The organism is Paraburkholderia silviterrae (genome assembly GCF_004353915.1).
In the GTDB taxonomy this organism is placed as follows: Bacteria; Pseudomonadota; Gammaproteobacteria; order Burkholderiales; family Burkholderiaceae; genus Paraburkholderia; species Paraburkholderia silviterrae.
On sequence record NZ_SMRP01000008.1, the window covers coordinates 201,907 to 216,185 of the forward strand.

Annotated in this window: 14 protein-coding genes; 9 read left to right on the top strand and 5 right to left on the bottom strand. The window is 65.8% G+C overall.

All coding sequences use genetic code 11. The annotated features are described in order from the left end of the window. Window positions 1-131 precede the first annotated feature (131 nt). A complete protein-coding gene (locus tag EYW47_RS18250; protein WP_165976607.1) occupies window positions 132-3,332 on the bottom strand; it encodes an ATP-binding protein in 3,201 nt (1,066 codons plus the stop codon). 58 nt (window positions 3,333-3,390) lie between these two features. Then, entirely contained in the window at window positions 3,391-4,044 is a 654-nt protein-coding gene (locus EYW47_RS18255) for a LuxR C-terminal-related transcriptional regulator (RefSeq protein WP_165976608.1), read from the bottom strand. A gap of 322 nt (window positions 4,045-4,366) precedes the next feature. On the opposite strand from EYW47_RS18255, the gene rplM reads away from it, so the two are divergent. The 3 genes from rplM (at window position 4,367) to erpA (ending at window position 5,804) form a co-directional block, all read left to right on the top strand. Beyond that, on the top strand, window positions 4,367-4,795 hold the full coding sequence (gene rplM / locus EYW47_RS18260; RefSeq protein WP_027795838.1) for a 50S ribosomal protein L13: 429 nt from the start codon (window positions 4,367-4,369) through the stop codon (window positions 4,793-4,795). Between the two features lie 11 nt (window positions 4,796-4,806). Beyond that, a complete protein-coding gene (rpsI, locus tag EYW47_RS18265) occupies window positions 4,807-5,199 on the top strand; it encodes a 30S ribosomal protein S9 (RefSeq protein ID WP_133196235.1) in 393 nt (130 codons plus the stop codon). A 239-nt stretch (window positions 5,200-5,438) separates the two neighbouring features. After that, window positions 5,439-5,804, top strand: coding sequence for an iron-sulfur cluster insertion protein ErpA (gene erpA / locus EYW47_RS18270; RefSeq protein ID WP_133196236.1), 366 nt, complete (start codon window positions 5,439-5,441; stop codon window positions 5,802-5,804). A gap of 80 nt (window positions 5,805-5,884) precedes the next feature. Here erpA and EYW47_RS18275 read toward each other — a convergent pair whose 3' ends face one another. Next, complete coding sequence (locus EYW47_RS18275) at window positions 5,885-7,039, bottom strand: anhydro-N-acetylmuramic acid kinase (protein WP_133196237.1); 1,155 nt, start codon at window positions 7,037-7,039, stop codon at window positions 5,885-5,887. A 291-nt stretch (window positions 7,040-7,330) separates the two neighbouring features. Between EYW47_RS18275 and EYW47_RS18280 the strand changes: the two genes are divergently transcribed. The 6 genes from EYW47_RS18280 to EYW47_RS18305 all read left to right on the top strand — a co-directional run bounded on the left by EYW47_RS18280 (window position 7,331) and on the right by EYW47_RS18305 (window position 12,078). After that, on the top strand, window positions 7,331-7,609 hold the full coding sequence (locus EYW47_RS18280; protein WP_133196238.1) for a type II toxin-antitoxin system RelE/ParE family toxin: 279 nt from the start codon (window positions 7,331-7,333) through the stop codon (window positions 7,607-7,609). Window positions 7,610-7,630: 21 nt separating this feature from the next. Then, complete coding sequence (locus EYW47_RS18285; protein ID WP_133196327.1) at window positions 7,631-7,933, top strand: HigA family addiction module antitoxin; 303 nt, start codon at window positions 7,631-7,633, stop codon at window positions 7,931-7,933. 149 nt (window positions 7,934-8,082) lie between these two features. Then, a complete protein-coding gene (gene tyrS / locus EYW47_RS18290) occupies window positions 8,083-9,336 on the top strand; it encodes a tyrosine--tRNA ligase (RefSeq protein ID WP_133196239.1) in 1,254 nt (417 codons plus the stop codon). A gap of 64 nt (window positions 9,337-9,400) precedes the next feature. Beyond that, window positions 9,401-9,871, top strand: coding sequence for a D-aminoacyl-tRNA deacylase (gene dtd, locus EYW47_RS18295; protein ID WP_133196240.1), 471 nt, complete (start codon window positions 9,401-9,403; stop codon window positions 9,869-9,871). A gap of 3 nt (window positions 9,872-9,874) precedes the next feature. Then, window positions 9,875-10,594, top strand: a complete 720-nt coding sequence (locus tag EYW47_RS18300) for a histidine phosphatase family protein (protein WP_133196241.1) — start codon at window positions 9,875-9,877, stop codon at window positions 10,592-10,594. Window positions 10,595-10,932: 338 nt separating this feature from the next. Then, on the top strand, window positions 10,933-12,078 hold the full coding sequence (locus EYW47_RS18305) for a branched-chain amino acid ABC transporter substrate-binding protein (RefSeq protein ID WP_133196242.1): 1,146 nt from the start codon (window positions 10,933-10,935) through the stop codon (window positions 12,076-12,078). 105 nt (window positions 12,079-12,183) lie between these two features. On the opposite strand, the gene EYW47_RS18310 is transcribed toward EYW47_RS18305, so the two are convergent. Together EYW47_RS18310 and ruvB are read right to left on the bottom strand one after the other, a co-directional pair. Then, on the bottom strand, window positions 12,184-13,050 hold the full coding sequence (locus EYW47_RS18310) for an oxygenase MpaB family protein (RefSeq protein WP_240763779.1): 867 nt from the start codon (window positions 13,048-13,050) through the stop codon (window positions 12,184-12,186). Between the two features lie 116 nt (window positions 13,051-13,166). Then, window positions 13,167-14,243 (bottom strand): Holliday junction branch migration DNA helicase RuvB, encoded by a 1,077-nt coding sequence (gene ruvB / locus EYW47_RS18315; protein ID WP_133196244.1) that lies wholly within the window; start codon window positions 14,241-14,243, stop codon window positions 13,167-13,169. Window positions 14,244-14,279: the final 36 nt, after the last annotated feature.

The following is a 14,279-nucleotide window of genomic DNA, read 5'->3' on the forward strand; positions in this document are numbered from 1 at the left end:
GTGAGTTGTGAGCGGCGCTGTGTGCCGCTCGTTGATACTGTGCCCCAGCTCGTCGCAGGCGCGCATCGAATTTATTCGAGAGTTGTCGTGCGAGTTGCCGCGCTTGCCCGCCCCATGCGGCGCGGCTTGCGTTAGCGAGCGGCATGCGGGCGCAAGAGTGCGGTGACGCGCGCGCCTTGCGCCCGAAGTTTTTCCGGGCCGGTATGGCCAGATCTTCTCGCGAGCATTTCGAGTACCAGGCATGCCTGATCGATATCGGCGTCGGCGAGCGTGCAGGCGAGTACGCCGCGCAGGCGGTGTGCGAGATCGGCGACTTCGAGCCATGCGTGCGCGGCGAGGGCGCGCTCCAGCGCCGCGCAGTCGTCTCGCAGGCTGTTCGCCAGCTCCGTTTCGATTCGCGGCGATGCGGGTGCGTCGGGCCAGGCCGCCTGCGCTGGCCGGTCGGTCTGGGTCGCGAACCAGCGCGCGAGGACACGGCCGATCTGCGTAACGTCGAGCGGTTTGACGAGCACCTCGTCCATGCCCACCTGCAGGCAGGCAGCGCGCGCCTCGGGCAGCGCATTTGCGGTGTAGCCGACGATCGGGCAGCGGGTGCTCGAGCGCGCGGCTTCGTCGGCCCGGATGTGGCGTGCAAGCTCGATGCCGGAAACGACGGGCATGTTGCAGTCGGTGAGCACCAGGTCGACGCCGGCCTGCTGCAGGTGCAGGGCTTCTTGCGCGCCGGACGCCTCGATGGGCGTGTAGCCGAGCCAGGCAAGCTGGTCGGCGAGGATGCGCCGGTTGACGGGATGGTCGTCCACGATGAGGATGCGGTGCGATGCTGCGGCAAAGAGCAGTGGCGTTTGCTCTGCTGCGTCGCCCGACACGCTGCGGCAAGGCACCTCGAAGCTCACGCAAGTGCCGTCGCCCGGATTGCTCGCGAGTTCGATGCGCCCGCCCATCAGCGTAATGAGCCGTTTGACGATGCCAAGCCCGAGTCCTGTGCCCATATGGGCGGCCGGCGACGACGCCTGCCTGAACGGCTCGAAGAGCGTCGGCAGGTCGGCGGCGGGAATGCCGCTACCGGTGTCGCGCACGACGATGCGTAAAAGCGGCGAGGCTTCCCGGCTCTCATCTTCGGCCACTGGCCCGGCCGCGACGAGGCTTGCCTGGAGCTCGATTTCGCCGTGCGCGGTGAACTTGAGTGCGTTCGAGAGCAGATTGGAGATCGCCTGGCGCAGTCTTACCGGATCGAACGCGGCCCATTCGGGCACGTCGGCCGCCACGCCGTGCGAGAGGCGCAGTCCCTTGAGCTCGGCAGCGTAGCGAAACAGCGTCACCGTGTCGGCCAGCAGTGCGCGCAGTTGCACGGCGCACGGCGAGAGCGTCAGCTCGCCGGCCTCCGCCTTGCGCAGGTCGAGCAGGTCGCCGACCAGATCGAGCAAGCCGCGCGCCGATGACTCGGCGAGCGCGAGCGCCTGCTCGTCGGCCACGCCCGCCTGGGCACGCCGATGCGCAAGCTCTAGCAGGCCGATCACCGCGCTCATCGGCGTACGGATCTCGTGGCTCATGACCGCGAGAAAGTCGCTCTTGGCCGTGTTCGCGCGTTCTGCCTCGTCGCGCGCTGCGCGCAACTCGCGTTCGAGCTGCTTGCGGCGGCGGATCTGATAGCGCAGCAGGCTGTTCCACGCGAGCGCAAGCCCAAGTGCGCCTAGCGCCCACGGCAGCCAGTGGAACACCTGGCGGCGCAGGTTCTCCCACGTACTGCTTGGATAGTTGATGTTGACGAGCCATTTCGAGGCGATGCTGGCGCGCTCGGCGGGCGTGATGCCAGCCAGCGTTTTGTTCAGGATGCCGAGCAGTTCCGGCGAATGGGCTTCTACGCCGAAGCGTGCCTGATCCGGGCCGCCGAATGCGGTCGCGGCAATCCGCAGCTGATTGGGAAAATACCGCTCGACCGTGTAGCTGGCGTTCGCCATGCTGAGCAGCGCCGCATCGGCGTGGCCTTGCGCAACCTGAACCAGCGCGTCGTTGGGCGTGGACGCGAACACGAGCGCGATGTCGGGGTGGAGCGCGCGCAGCGTGCCGGCCAGCCCGTGACCGCGTGTCAGCGCGAGGCGCTTGCCGCGCAGGGCCTCGAGCCCATCGAGTCCGTCGAACACCGCGAGCGGCGTCGTGCCCGCGCTCGCCGTGCCGCGCCGCTCGACGAGCGCCCAGATCATGGGGGCAATGTCCTCGCTGAAATCCAGAAAGCCGCGCCGCTCGGGGGTGGGCATCAAGGTCGTCACGAGTTGCGTGCGTTGGGCGCGCAGATCGTCCTCGAGCCCGGCGGTCGACGCGCGCGCGGACACTTCGAAGCGCAGCCCGGTGCGCCGGCTGATCAGCTTGAGCAGGTCGGCGTACATGCCGGTGAACTCGCCCGCGGAGTCGATGAAGGTATAGGGAGCTTCGGTCGTGTTGACGCCCACCCGCACCACGGGATGCGCCTCGAGCCAACGTTGTTCGGCGGCGCTCAGCTGTGGCCGGCCAACGATGTCGGGCACCGCGCCCGCCGTCCAGCGGCGCAGGATGCTGCGGCGCATCCATGCCGGAACCGCGTCGATGCCGGCGCCGACGACGCGCCGCAGAGCGGGCCGGTCCGCTGCGATGGCGAGGGCGAGCGTGGTTTCCTCGCTTTCGACACGCACGACGCGCAGGTTCAGGAAGATGCCCTGTTCGACGTAATAGGTGGCGCTGATCAGGTCGCCCACATAGAAGTCGGCCTGGCCGAGCGACACGGCTTCGAGCGCGTCAAAGAGCGTTGCCTTGCCGGTTGCCTCTAGCCGCTGCTTTTGCAGGGCGGCGAGAGGTTCTGGCTCGTTGTCTTTGACGACACCGCGCCCGTCCCATGCGCCGTTGCTTGCGAGCATGGGGCCCGCGCGGCGCACGGTGGCGAGCGGCATGTGCAGGCAGGGCACGGCGTAGGGCGCGTCGGGTTGCACGAAAGGTGCCGAGCCGATCTCGCCCAGCACGTCGATTTCATGCGCGCGCAGTGCGGCGAGCGCGGCGCTGCGATTGGCGAACCAGCGCACCCGCACGGGCCGTTGCAGCGCGTTGCCGAGCAGCGCCAGATAGTCGACCGTGATGCCTTTGACGGTGTCGTTGTCCGAGCGAAACTGGAACGGCGCGTAATCGCCGCCGTACAGGCCCGCGACGAGCGTGCCGTGGCGGGCCAGCCAACCGGTTTCTTGCGCGGACAAATCGACAGGGAAGCGAGCGCGCGTGAGCGGACTCGCGAGAGCAAGCTCGGCAACCGGAGCGGGCTGCGCCGCGAATGCCGTGCCCGCCCAGCTCATGGCGCACAGGCTCAGCACGATCCACAGCCGGAGCAACGGGGCTAGGAGGGCACGCCACCGCGGCGTGGCGCACACGCTATCGGACGATCCCGACGTCGTAGGCATAGCAGATCAGATCGGCGTTATTCGCTATGCCGAGTTTGTGCATGGCGTTCTGCTTGTGCGTGGCGACCGTGCTTTTCGCACGCTGAAGATTGGCGGCGATTTCGTCCAGCGTCTGGCCCTGCGCGAACAGGCGCACCACGTCGAGCTCGCGCTGGCTGAGCGCGGCGAGGTCGTTGCACGCGGGCTTGACCGATTTGAGCGGCTCATAGAGCCAGCCGCGCAGGCTGGGCGAGCGCCAGGGCAGTTTGGCGCCCGCCTCGATGGCGCGCAGCGCCCGCAGCACTTCGTGGCGCTCGTCGTTCTTGCTGACGATCCCATGTACGCCCAGTTGCGCGAGCTGCCCGCACAGCGCGGGGTTCGACAACATCGTGAAGACCACCAGCCGAAGCGGCGCGAACTGCCGCAATACGCGCTCGATCAGGGCAAGCCCGTCGCCGCCTGGCGCGCCCTGCGTCATCGAGTAGTCGGTCACGACGTATTCGCACGGACAGGTGCGCAAGGCGTCCAGCAGCTGTTCGCCGGTGCGTACCTTGAAGGCGATCTCGAATTCGCCCGTTTCGAGCAGCGCCGCTTCCAGCGCATCCATGATGATGGGGTGATCGTCGGCCAAACCGATCCTGCGCATGATCATTCCCTGAAATGGATCGTAGACGCGTCACTCTACCCAAATCGGGCGCCGCATCTGTCTAAATAGGGGTGATATGCGTCAAATAGATGGGAGAACGGGGTGGGATGCGCGCAAAAAGCGTACAAATCGCCGCACGATGGCGGCCGGCACTTGCGCGCGGCACCAAAAACTTGGCTCGGCCCGATTTTTTCCTTTATAATCGTGGGTTTCCCGCATCCATGCCCGCGGGGGAAGAACAGGGAGAGCCTGCGCCGGCGCCAACGAGCGTCACCATACAAGCAGGACAGAATCAGGGCACAGCATTTTTTTTGGATCGATCATGAAGACTTTTTCCGCCAAGGCACATGAAGTGCAGCGCGAATGGTACGTGATTGACGCGACGGATAAGGTTCTCGGCCGTGTCGCCAGCGAAGTGGCACGCCGTCTTCGCGGCAAGCACAAGCCTGAGTTCACCCCGCACGTCGACACTGGTGATTTCATCATCATCATCAACGCCGGCAAGCTGAAGGTCACGGGCAACAAGACCACCGACAAGAAGTACTACCGTCACTCGGGCTACCCGGGCGGTATCTACGAAACGACGTTCGGCAAGATGCAAGAACGCTTCCCGGGCCGCGCGCTCGAGAAAGCCGTGAAGGGCATGCTGCCGAAGGGCCCGCTCGGTTACGCGATGATCAAGAAGCTCAAGGTCTACGCAGACGCAACGCATCCGCACTCGGCGCAACAGCCGAAGGCGCTCGAGATCTAAGGGGAGCCCACATGATCGGTAACTGGAATTACGGTACGGGCCGCCGCAAGAGCGCAGTCGCTCGTGTCTTCATCAAGTCGGGCAAGGGCGACATCATCGTCAATGGCAAGCCTATCGCTGACTACTTCTCGCGCGAAACGTCGCTGATGATCGTGCGTCAACCGCTGGAACTCACGAACCACGGCACGACGTTCGACATCAAGGTGAACGTGACGGGCGGCGGCGAAACCGGCCAGGCCGGCGCAGTTCGCCACGGCATCACGCGCGCGCTGATGGACTACGACGCGACGCTCAAGCCGGCACTGTCGCAAGCTGGCTTCGTCACCCGTGACGCACGTGAAGTGGAACGTAAGAAGGTCGGTTTCCACAAGGCACGTCGCCGCAAGCAGTTCTCGAAGCGTTAATACGCTTTGGATTGCACCCTTTCCTTCGCGGAATCGGGCGCAATGCAACTGCAAAAGCCGTCCGCGCTCATTGCGCCGGGCGGCTTTTTCGTTTGGTTTCTGGTTTGTTCGGCAACGATGCCCGAAATGTGTAGCACCAGCCGCAAGAAAGTGGCGAGAAACCCTTGATTTTCTGGGCTTAAGCACGATCTGCGGAAGAGCCCTACAATAGCGGCTAGAAGCTTTTTTGGAGAGTTCGAATGAGCGCTGTCACTGAGACCCCCGTGACTGAAATGCCCGGTCCCTTCGTCTTTACCGACGCAGCGGCTGACAAGGTCAAGCAACTGATCGACGAGGAAGGCAATCCGGAGCTGAAGCTGCGTGTGTTCGTGCAGGGCGGCGGCTGTTCGGGCTTCCAGTACGGATTCACGTTCGACGAGACCGTCAACGAAGACGACACCGTGATGAACAAAAACGGCGTCCAACTGCTGATCGACTCGATGAGCTATCAGTACCTCGTCGGCGCCGAGATCGACTACAAGGACGATCTGAATGGCGCGCAGTTCGTCATCAAGAACCCGAATGCCTCGACCACCTGTGGTTGCGGTTCGTCGTTCTCGGTTTGAGCGGACACGCCAGGCATTGAAAAACGGGGCATCACGCCCCGTTTTTCTTTTCCAGGCTCACGTTCTTTATCGCGCGTTTTTTATCGCGGATAGATCGCGCCCAGCACGCGCTCTCCCGCCGCGCCCGTCACGGTCGGCAGATTGCCCGGCTCGCGCGCGACGCAGCGCATCGCAAGCCACGCGAAGGCTAGCGGCTCCACCTGCTGGGGCGGCACGCCCAGCGCGTCGGTGGTCGTGACCGGCACGCCCGCCACGCCGCCCGTCTCCAGCGCTTTTTGCAGCGCGCCCATCAACGCACGGTTGCGTGCGCCACCGCCACAGACATAAACCGCGCGGCAGTCTCCCGCATGACGCTCGATTTCGCGTGCGACGCTCACCGCGGTGAGCGCGACGAGCGTGGCCTGCACGTCGGCGGGCGCGAGCGATTCGAAGCCCTTGAGCTTTGCGTCGAGCCACGCGGCGTTGAAGAGATCGCGGCCCGTGCTCTTGGGCGGCTGTTGCTCGAAGAACGGCTCGTCGAGCAGCAGGTTCAGGAGCGGCTGGTGCAGATTGCCACTCGCCGCGAACTGGCCGTTCTCGTCGTAGGGCTTGCCCAGATGCCGCTCGGCCCACAGATCGAGCAGCGCGTTGGCCGGGCCGCAGTCGAAGCCGCGCACCGCGCCCGTCGCCGCGAGGATCGTGATGTTGCTGATGCCGCCGAGATTGCAGACGACGCGGGTTTCCTCATGCGAGCCGAATAGCGTCGCGTGAAACGCCGGCACGAGCGGCGCGCCCTGGCCGCCCGAGGCGACGTCGCGGCTGCGGAAGTCGGCGATCACGTCGATGTGCGCAAGCTCCGCGAGCAGCGCGGGGTTCTGGATCTGCACCGTGAAGCCTTTCTCGGGCCGATGACGGATGGTCTGGCCGTGGGCGCCGATGGCGCGCACCTCGCTGGCGGAGACATTGCCGGCGCGCAGCAACTCGTGGCAGCAGACCGCATAGCGCGCCGTGAGCGCATTGCCTGCGAGCGACGCGCGCTCGATCTCGTTTTCGCCGGGCTGCTGGAGCGAAAAGAGCGCCTCGCGCAGGCTCTGCGCGAAGCCCACGAAGGCCTCGGCCAGCACTACGGGCCGCTTGCCGTGCTCGAAGCGCACAGCGATGCCGTCCACGCCGTCCATGCTGGTGCCTGACATCAGACCGAAATACACACCGTCGGCCGGATGTGCGCTGTCTTTACGTGCGTCGCGTGGCGCCACGTTTGTGCTCCTTTCGTGAGTGCGAAGAAGGGATTCTGACGGTGATTATCGGGGCAATGGCCATTCAGCGTAAGCCGATCGGATGAATTGAGCCGAACGCGCCTGGCATGTGACCCTATGGACCTGTCTGGCTCGTGTGGGCACGGGCGGAACCTCGATTCGATCAAGCTTCGTGCTCGAGCACGTTGATTGTGCCAATCGCGGATTGTATAGTGAGCCTATACGCTATACAGATCGTCCGGCGCCCACGAACCGAGCTATCCATGTTCGTTTCGCTTTGTCAGGGGCACCATGATCAAGTCGTGGAAACACAAAGGGCTCAAAGCGTTCTTTTTCGACGGTACGCAAGCGGGCGTGCGGCCCGACCACGCACCTCGGCTGCGTCGCCAGCTCGCGCGGCTGGACGAGGCCGAGTCCGCGCGGGACATGAACGTGCCGGGATGGCGCTGCCATGCGCTGGCGGGTTCGCTCGAGGGCCATCACGCGGTATGCGTGAACGGCAGCTGGCGGTTGACCTTCGCGTTCGAGGGCAGCCATGCGGTGCTCGTCGATTACCGCGATTACCACTGAGGCACATTGAAGATGAACGAGATCATCCGCATGCATAACCCGCCGCACCCGGGCGAGACGCTTCGCGAGGACATCCTTCCGGCGCTCGGGCTGAGCGTGACCGAGGCCGCGGCGCAGCTCGGCGTCACGCGTGTGGCGCTCTCGCGCGTGCTCAACGCTCGCGCGGGTATTTCGCAGGAAATGGCGCTGCGGCTCGAAGCGTGGCTCGGCGAGGAGCACGGCGGCCGCGCCGATCTCTGGCTCGCGCAGCAGGCTGCCTACGACCTTTGGCAGGCGCGCTCGAAGGGCGCGCCGCGCGTCGAGCGAGCGGTCGCTCGCTCGTGAGCGGCGCGGCTGCGTCGTGACCCAGCTCGTGCTTGCCCGCGCCGCCTCATGTGGACCCGCGCCGCACGAGCCGTGTTCACGCGCAAACTTCGGCCTCGCGAGTCGAATCACGTAAAATCGCGGTCTAGACCCAACGAGACGATCGAAGCATGAGCACCGAGTCCACTCCCAACAGCGGCGCCAAAGACGCCTTTCCGGTCACCGACGAAGTCCGTCACGCGCTTGCCGTCACGAAGCGCGGCGTCGACGAACTGCTGATCGAAGAAGAATTCCAGCAAAAGCTTGCGAAGAGCGCCGCCACTGGCAAGCCGCTGCGCATCAAGCTCGGGCTCGATCCGACCGCGCCCGACATCCACATCGGCCACACGGTCGTGCTCAACAAGATGCGCCAGCTTCAGGATCTCGGCCACAACGTGATCTTCCTGATCGGCGACTTCACCTCGCTGATCGGCGACCCGTCGGGCCGCAACGCCACGCGCCCGCCGCTCACGCGCGAGCAGATCGAGTCGAACGCGAAAACGTATTTCGAGCAGGCCGCGCTCGTGCTCGACCGCGAGAAGACCGAGATCCGCTACAACAGCGAATGGTCGATGCCGCTCGGCGCCGACGGCATGATCAAGCTCGCGTCGCGCTACACGGTCGCGCGCATTCTCGAGCGCGAGGACTTCACCAAGCGCTTCCAGGGCGGCGTGCCGATCTCGATTCACGAATTCCTCTACCCGCTGATGCAGGGCTACGACTCGGTCGCGCTCAATGCCGACCTCGAGCTCGGCGGCACGGACCAGAAGTTCAACCTGCTCGTGGGCCGCGAGCTGCAGAAGCAGTACGGGCAGGAACAGCAGTGCATTCTCACGATGCCGCTGCTCGAAGGACTCGACGGCGTCGAGAAGATGTCGAAGTCGAAGAACAACTACGTCGGCATCAGCGAGAAGCCCAACGACATGTTCGGCAAGCTCATGAGCATCTCCGACGTGCTGATGTGGCGTTACTTCGAACTGCTCTCGTTCCGTCCGATGGCGGAAATCGAAGGCTTCAAGCGCGAAATCGAGGCGGGCCGCAACCCGCGCGATTTCAAGGTGCTGCTCGCGCAGGAGATCGTCGCGCGCTTCCACTCGCAGGCCGACGCCGGGCGCGCGCTCGAAGACTTCAACCACCGTGCGAAGGGCGGCGTGCCCGACGACATCCCGTCGGTCACGCTCGCGGGCGCGCCGCTCGCCATCGGCCAGCTGCTCAAGCAGGCGGGGCTCGTGCCCTCCACGAGCGAGGCGCTGCGCAATATCGAGCAGGGTGGCGTGAAGATCGACGGTGCGACCGTGTCCGACAAGGGACTGAAGGTCGAGCCGGGTGAGTTCATCGTGCAGGTCGGCAAGCGGCGCTTTGCGCGCGTGACGCTCACCGCGTGATGACGGTTCGTGTTTTTGCCTGCATGGGCGCGATGCGCGTGTGCGCGCTGAAGGAGCGCACGCGATGATCGCGCTGATTCAACGCGTGCGCCGCGCGGAAGTGCGCGTCGCTGATGGCCAAACTGAGCGCGTGACCGGCGCGATTGGCCAGGGCCTGCTCGCGCTCGTCTGCGCGGAGCGCGGCGACACCGAAGCGAATGCCGACAAGCTGCTCGCGAAGCTGCTGGGCTACCGCGTGTTCAGCGACGCAGCAGGCAAGATGAACCTGCCGGTGCAGAACATCGACGGCAACGGCGCGGCCGGCGGCCTGCTGCTGGTCTCGCAGTTCACGCTCGCCGCCGATACCAACAGCGGCCTGCGTCCGAGCTTTACACCTGCGGCGCCGCCCGACGAGGGACGGCGTCTGTTCGACTACTTCGTCGCCGCCGCGCGAGAAAAGCACCCGATGGTCGAGACCGGCGAGTTCGGCGCTGATATGCAGGTCTCGCTCGTGAACGACGGCCCCGTCACGTTCTGGCTGCAGGTGCGCAATTAATCCATGACTACGCAGATTCTCTTCATCCGCCACGGCGAAACGGCCTGGAACCGCATCAAGCGCATTCAGGGGCACATCGATATTCCGCTTGCGGAGAGCGGCGTCGAGCAGGCTCAATTGCTCGGCGCGCGTTTTGCCCATGAGGCGCGCGAGGTCCATGAGGTGCATGAGGCGCATGTGGCACGTAAAGGCGCACGCCTCGACGCGATTTGGTCGAGCGACCTGATGCGCGCGCAACAAACCGCGCAGCCCATTGCTGCTGCGCTCGGGTTGCCGCTTCAGCTCACCGAAGGCCTGCGCGAGCGTAACTACGGCGCCTTCCAGGGCCACGACAGCGACCAGATCGCCGAACGCTTTCCCGACGAATACGCGCACTGGCAAACGCGCGACCCCGGTTTCGCGCCGCCCGAGGGCGAGTCGCAGCGCGCGTTCTACCACCGCGTGCTGCACGCGCTGGAGCCAATCCTCGTGAAGCATCCCGAAGGGCGCATCGCCTGCGTTGCACATGGTGGCGTGCTCGATTGCATCTATCGTTTCGCGAACGGGCTCGCGCTCGACGCGCCGCGTGCCTGGCCGCTTTTCAACACGAGCGTGAACGTCGTCGACTTCGAGCGCGACGGGCCGGTGACGCAAGCGCGGGTGGTCGCGTGGGGCGACGTCACGCATCTGCCGAGCGTAAGCGCCGACGACAGCTTCAAGCGCACGCCCGAAGCGAGCCGTTAAACGCTGGGCAGTAAAAGTGCCGTTCGCCGCACGAGCAGCGCTTTTACCGCCTACAGCGTTCGGCCCAGGCGTCAAGTCTCTTACCCGCGACTTTCAACTGCTTTCCAAAGGCCAACCGTAAAACGGGTGCGCCTGATACCATTTATCAGACCTTTGCGCTTTGCCACGCTGGTGGGGTGACGGTGCGTATCTTGCAGCGATTCTCAACCATCCTTGCGAGCGCCGGCCGCGCGTTGAAGAGGGACGCGCGCGCACCACGTGCAGGCGGTGTCGGCGAAGCCGGGGTCATGAAAATCGAAAGGCAGTTTCCAGAAAGAACAAGTCGCAGGAGATTCTCAATGACGTTCAAGCTTCACAAGCTGTTGCCGGTGAGCGCCGCTGTCGTGGCGTTCGCTGCACTGTCGGCCAACGCTGGCGCGGACCAGGTCGTGAAGATCGGTCACGTGGGCCCGCTCACGGGTGGCTCGGCACACCTCGGCAAGGACAACGAAAACGGCGCGCGTCTCGCGATCGAAGAGATCAACGCGAAGGGCCTCACGATCGGCGGCCAGAAGGTCACGCTCGCGCTCGACGGCCAGGACGACGCGGCCGACCCGCGCCAGGCCACCCAGGTGGCGCAGAAGCTCGTCGACGACAAGGTCGTGGCCGTGATCGGCCACCTGAACTCGGGCGCGTCGATTCCGGCTTCGAAGATCTATAGCGACGCGGGCATCGTGCAGATCTCGCCCTCGTCGACGAACCCGGCCTATACGCAGCAAGGCTTCAAGACGACCTATCGCGTGGTCGCGACCGATGCGCAGCAAGGCCCCGCGCTCGCCGACTACGCCGCGAAAAGCCTGAACGTGAAGACCGTTGCCGTGGTCGACGATTCGACCGCCTATGGCCAGGGCCTCGCGAACGAGTTCGAGAAGACCGCGAAGTCGCTCGGCATGAAGGTCGTTTCGCACGATGCGACCAACGACAAGGCCGTCGATTTCCGCGCGATCCTCACGAAGATCAAGGGCGAGAACCCGGACGCGATCATGTACGGCGGCATGGACGCCACCGGCGGCCCGTTCGCCAAGCAGGCGCGGCAGCTCGGCCTGCGCGCGAAGGTGCTGGCGGGCGACGGCGTGTGCACGGAAAGCCTCGCGCAGCTCGCGGGCACGGCGGCCGACAACATCGTCTGCTCGCAGGCCGGCATGGCGCTCGAGCGCATGGAAGGCGGCGCGGCGTTCTCGGCGAAGTACCAGAAGCGCTTTGGCCATCCGGTCGAATACGATGCGCCGTTCACCTACGACGCGGTGTACATCGTCGTCGACGCCATGAAGCGCGCGAGCTCGACTGACGCTGCGAAGGTCCTCGCGCAGATCCCGGGCACCGATTACAAAGGCGTGATCGGCGAAACGGTGTTCGATTCGAAGGGCGATCTGAAGCATGGCGTGATCTCGCTCTACGCCTACAAGGCGGGCAAGAAGACGCTGCTCGACGTGGTGAAGATGTAAGAAGCGCCCGGTCTCGCACCGGTCGACGTTTCCTGCCAAACGAAAACGGCCAGCCTGCTCAAGCAGTCTGGCCGTTTTTCGTTGCGCGCGGGACGAGGAGGGTGTTCAGCGCGCCGCAGGGGCGGCCGCACGCCGGCGCGCGCGCTTCGAGACGCCGTTGACGAGCGCCCAGCGCAACACGGGCGCGACCGCGCGCATGCCCGGCTGCACCATCGCGCGGCGTGCCAGGGCGAAGCGGTCGAAGCCGAGCATCTGCTGGGCGAACGGCGGCAGGAGATTGATGCCCGCATGGCGCATCAGCGCGCCGGCGGGGCGCATTGCCGGACGCGGCACGGGCGCTTCCATCAGCACGCGCACGACTTCGCGCGTACGCTCGCTCGCTACGAGCTCGGGCTGCATCGCTTCCAGATACGCGGTGACTTCGGCGCGCGAGCGGGGTACTTCGGTTGCGCCCAGCAACTGCGCGATAAGCGCGACCTCGGCGTAGTACTGGTCTTGCGTTTCGCCGGGCAGTGCGGGATTCACGTAGCGCAGATACGCGGCGAGAAAGCTCGACACCTCGGCCACGTGCACCCAGGTGAGCAACGCGGGATCGCTCGCGCGATAGGGGCGGCCATCGGGGCCGGTGCCCGTCACCGCGAGGTGGATCGTCTTCACGCGCTCGATGAGTGCGAGCGCGTCTGCGCGGCAGCCGTAGGTGGTGCCGGCAATGAAGGTCGCGGTGCGGCGCAGGCGGCCGAGAATGTCGGCGCGAAACGTCGAGTGGTCCCACACGCCCGCGAGCGCGAGCGGGTGCAAGGCTTGCAGCAGCAGCGCGCTGATGCCACCCGCCATCATCCCGGCGAAATCGGCATGCACTTTCCAGCAGACGGTGTCAGGGCCGAAGAGGCCGGGGTCGCCGGGCGGCGACGAGTAGTCGAGCTTCGGGCCGCTGCCCGTGGTGAGATGCGTGACGTTTTCGGCGAGCGTCATGCGCAGGCGCCGCGCGAGCTGGCCAACGAGGCCAGTCGGCTCGGGAGCGTTGGGAGGCAGGCCGGCGTGATCGGACATCGTGCTTTCGCTCGTGCTGCGTGGCGCCCTGCCGCGCCTTACGACGCGTCCGGGGTCCAGTCGCCGCCGGTCGATGCGTCGTCGGGCACGGTGAGGCCGAAGTGGCGGTAGGTGAGCTGCGTGGCCACGCGTCCGCGTGGCGTGCGCTGCAGGAAGCCTTGCTGGATCAGGTAGGGCTCCAGCACGTCCTCGATCGTGTCGCGCTCTTCGCCGATGGCCGCTGCGAGGTTGTCCACGCCCACCGGGCCGCCGTCGAACTTGTGCAGGATCGCTTCGAGCAGCTTGCGGTCCATCAGGTCGAAGCCCACCGGATCGACGTCCAGCATCTTGAGCGCGGCGTCGGCGACTTGCGCGGTGATTGCGCCGTCGGCCTTCACCTCGGCGTAATCGCGCACGCGGCGCAGCAGGCGATTGGCGATACGCGGCGTGCCGCGCGAGCGGCGCGCGATTTCGAGCGCGCCGTTGGGATGGATCTGCGCGCCGAGCAGCGCGGCCGAGCGCTGCACGATGCGCGAGAGCTCGCTCGCGTTGTAGAACTCGAGCCGCGAGACGATGCCGAAGCGGTCGCGCAGCGGATTCGTGAGCATGCCCGCGCGCGTGGTCGCGCCCACGAGCGTGAACGGCTGCAGGTCGAGCTTCACGCTGCGCGCGGCCGGCCCTTCGCCGATCATGATGTCGATCTGATAGTCCTCGAGCGCCGGATACAGAATTTCCTCGACGACCGGCGAGAGCCGGTGAATTTCGTCGATGAAGAGCACGTCGTTCGCTTCGAGGTTGGTGAGCAGCGCCGCAAGGTCGCCCGCGCGTTCGAGCACGGGGCCCGAGGTCTGCCGCAGATTGACCCCCATTTCGCGCGCGATGATGTGCGCGAGGGTGGTCTTGCCGAGGCCGGGCGGCCCGAACAGCAGGACGTGGTCGAGCGGTTCCGAGCGGCGCTTGGCGGCCTCGATGAAGATTTCGAGCTGCCCGCGCACCTTTTCCTGGCCGACGTATTCGTCGAGCTGGCGCGGGCGCAAGGCGCGCTCGAACGCCTCCTCTTTGGACGAGGCCGGCGTGGCGGCGATCACGCGGTTTTCGCCCGCACGGTCTGCGGCGAGTTTGTCGGTTTCGATCATGCAGCGATTGTACCGCGCGCCATCGGCCCGGGCGGC

Excerpts from the sequence above, each read along its gene's own strand:
- EYW47_RS18255 (WP_165976608.1), bottom strand. The coding sequence starts at position 4,044 with ATGCGCAGGATCGGTTTGGCCGACGATCACCCCATCATCATGGATGCG.
- rplM (WP_027795838.1), top strand. The coding sequence starts at position 4,367 with ATGAAGACTTTTTCCGCCAAGGCACATGAAGTGCAGCGCGAATGGTAC.
- rpsI (WP_133196235.1), top strand. The coding sequence starts at position 4,807 with ATGATCGGTAACTGGAATTACGGTACGGGCCGCCGCAAGAGCGCAGTC.
- erpA (WP_133196236.1), top strand. The coding sequence starts at position 5,439 with ATGAGCGCTGTCACTGAGACCCCCGTGACTGAAATGCCCGGTCCCTTC.
- EYW47_RS18280 (WP_133196238.1), top strand. The coding sequence starts at position 7,331 with ATGATCAAGTCGTGGAAACACAAAGGGCTCAAAGCGTTCTTTTTCGAC.
- tyrS (WP_133196239.1), top strand. The coding sequence starts at position 8,083 with ATGAGCACCGAGTCCACTCCCAACAGCGGCGCCAAAGACGCCTTTCCG.
- dtd (WP_133196240.1), top strand. The coding sequence starts at position 9,401 with ATGATCGCGCTGATTCAACGCGTGCGCCGCGCGGAAGTGCGCGTCGCT.
- EYW47_RS18300 (WP_133196241.1), top strand. The coding sequence starts at position 9,875 with ATGACTACGCAGATTCTCTTCATCCGCCACGGCGAAACGGCCTGGAAC.
- EYW47_RS18305 (WP_133196242.1), top strand. The coding sequence starts at position 10,933 with ATGACGTTCAAGCTTCACAAGCTGTTGCCGGTGAGCGCCGCTGTCGTG.
- EYW47_RS18310 (WP_240763779.1), bottom strand. The coding sequence starts at position 13,050 with ATGACGCTCGCCGAAAACGTCACGCATCTCACCACGGGCAGCGGCCCG.
- ruvB (WP_133196244.1), bottom strand. The coding sequence starts at position 14,243 with ATGATCGAAACCGACAAACTCGCCGCAGACCGTGCGGGCGAAAACCGC.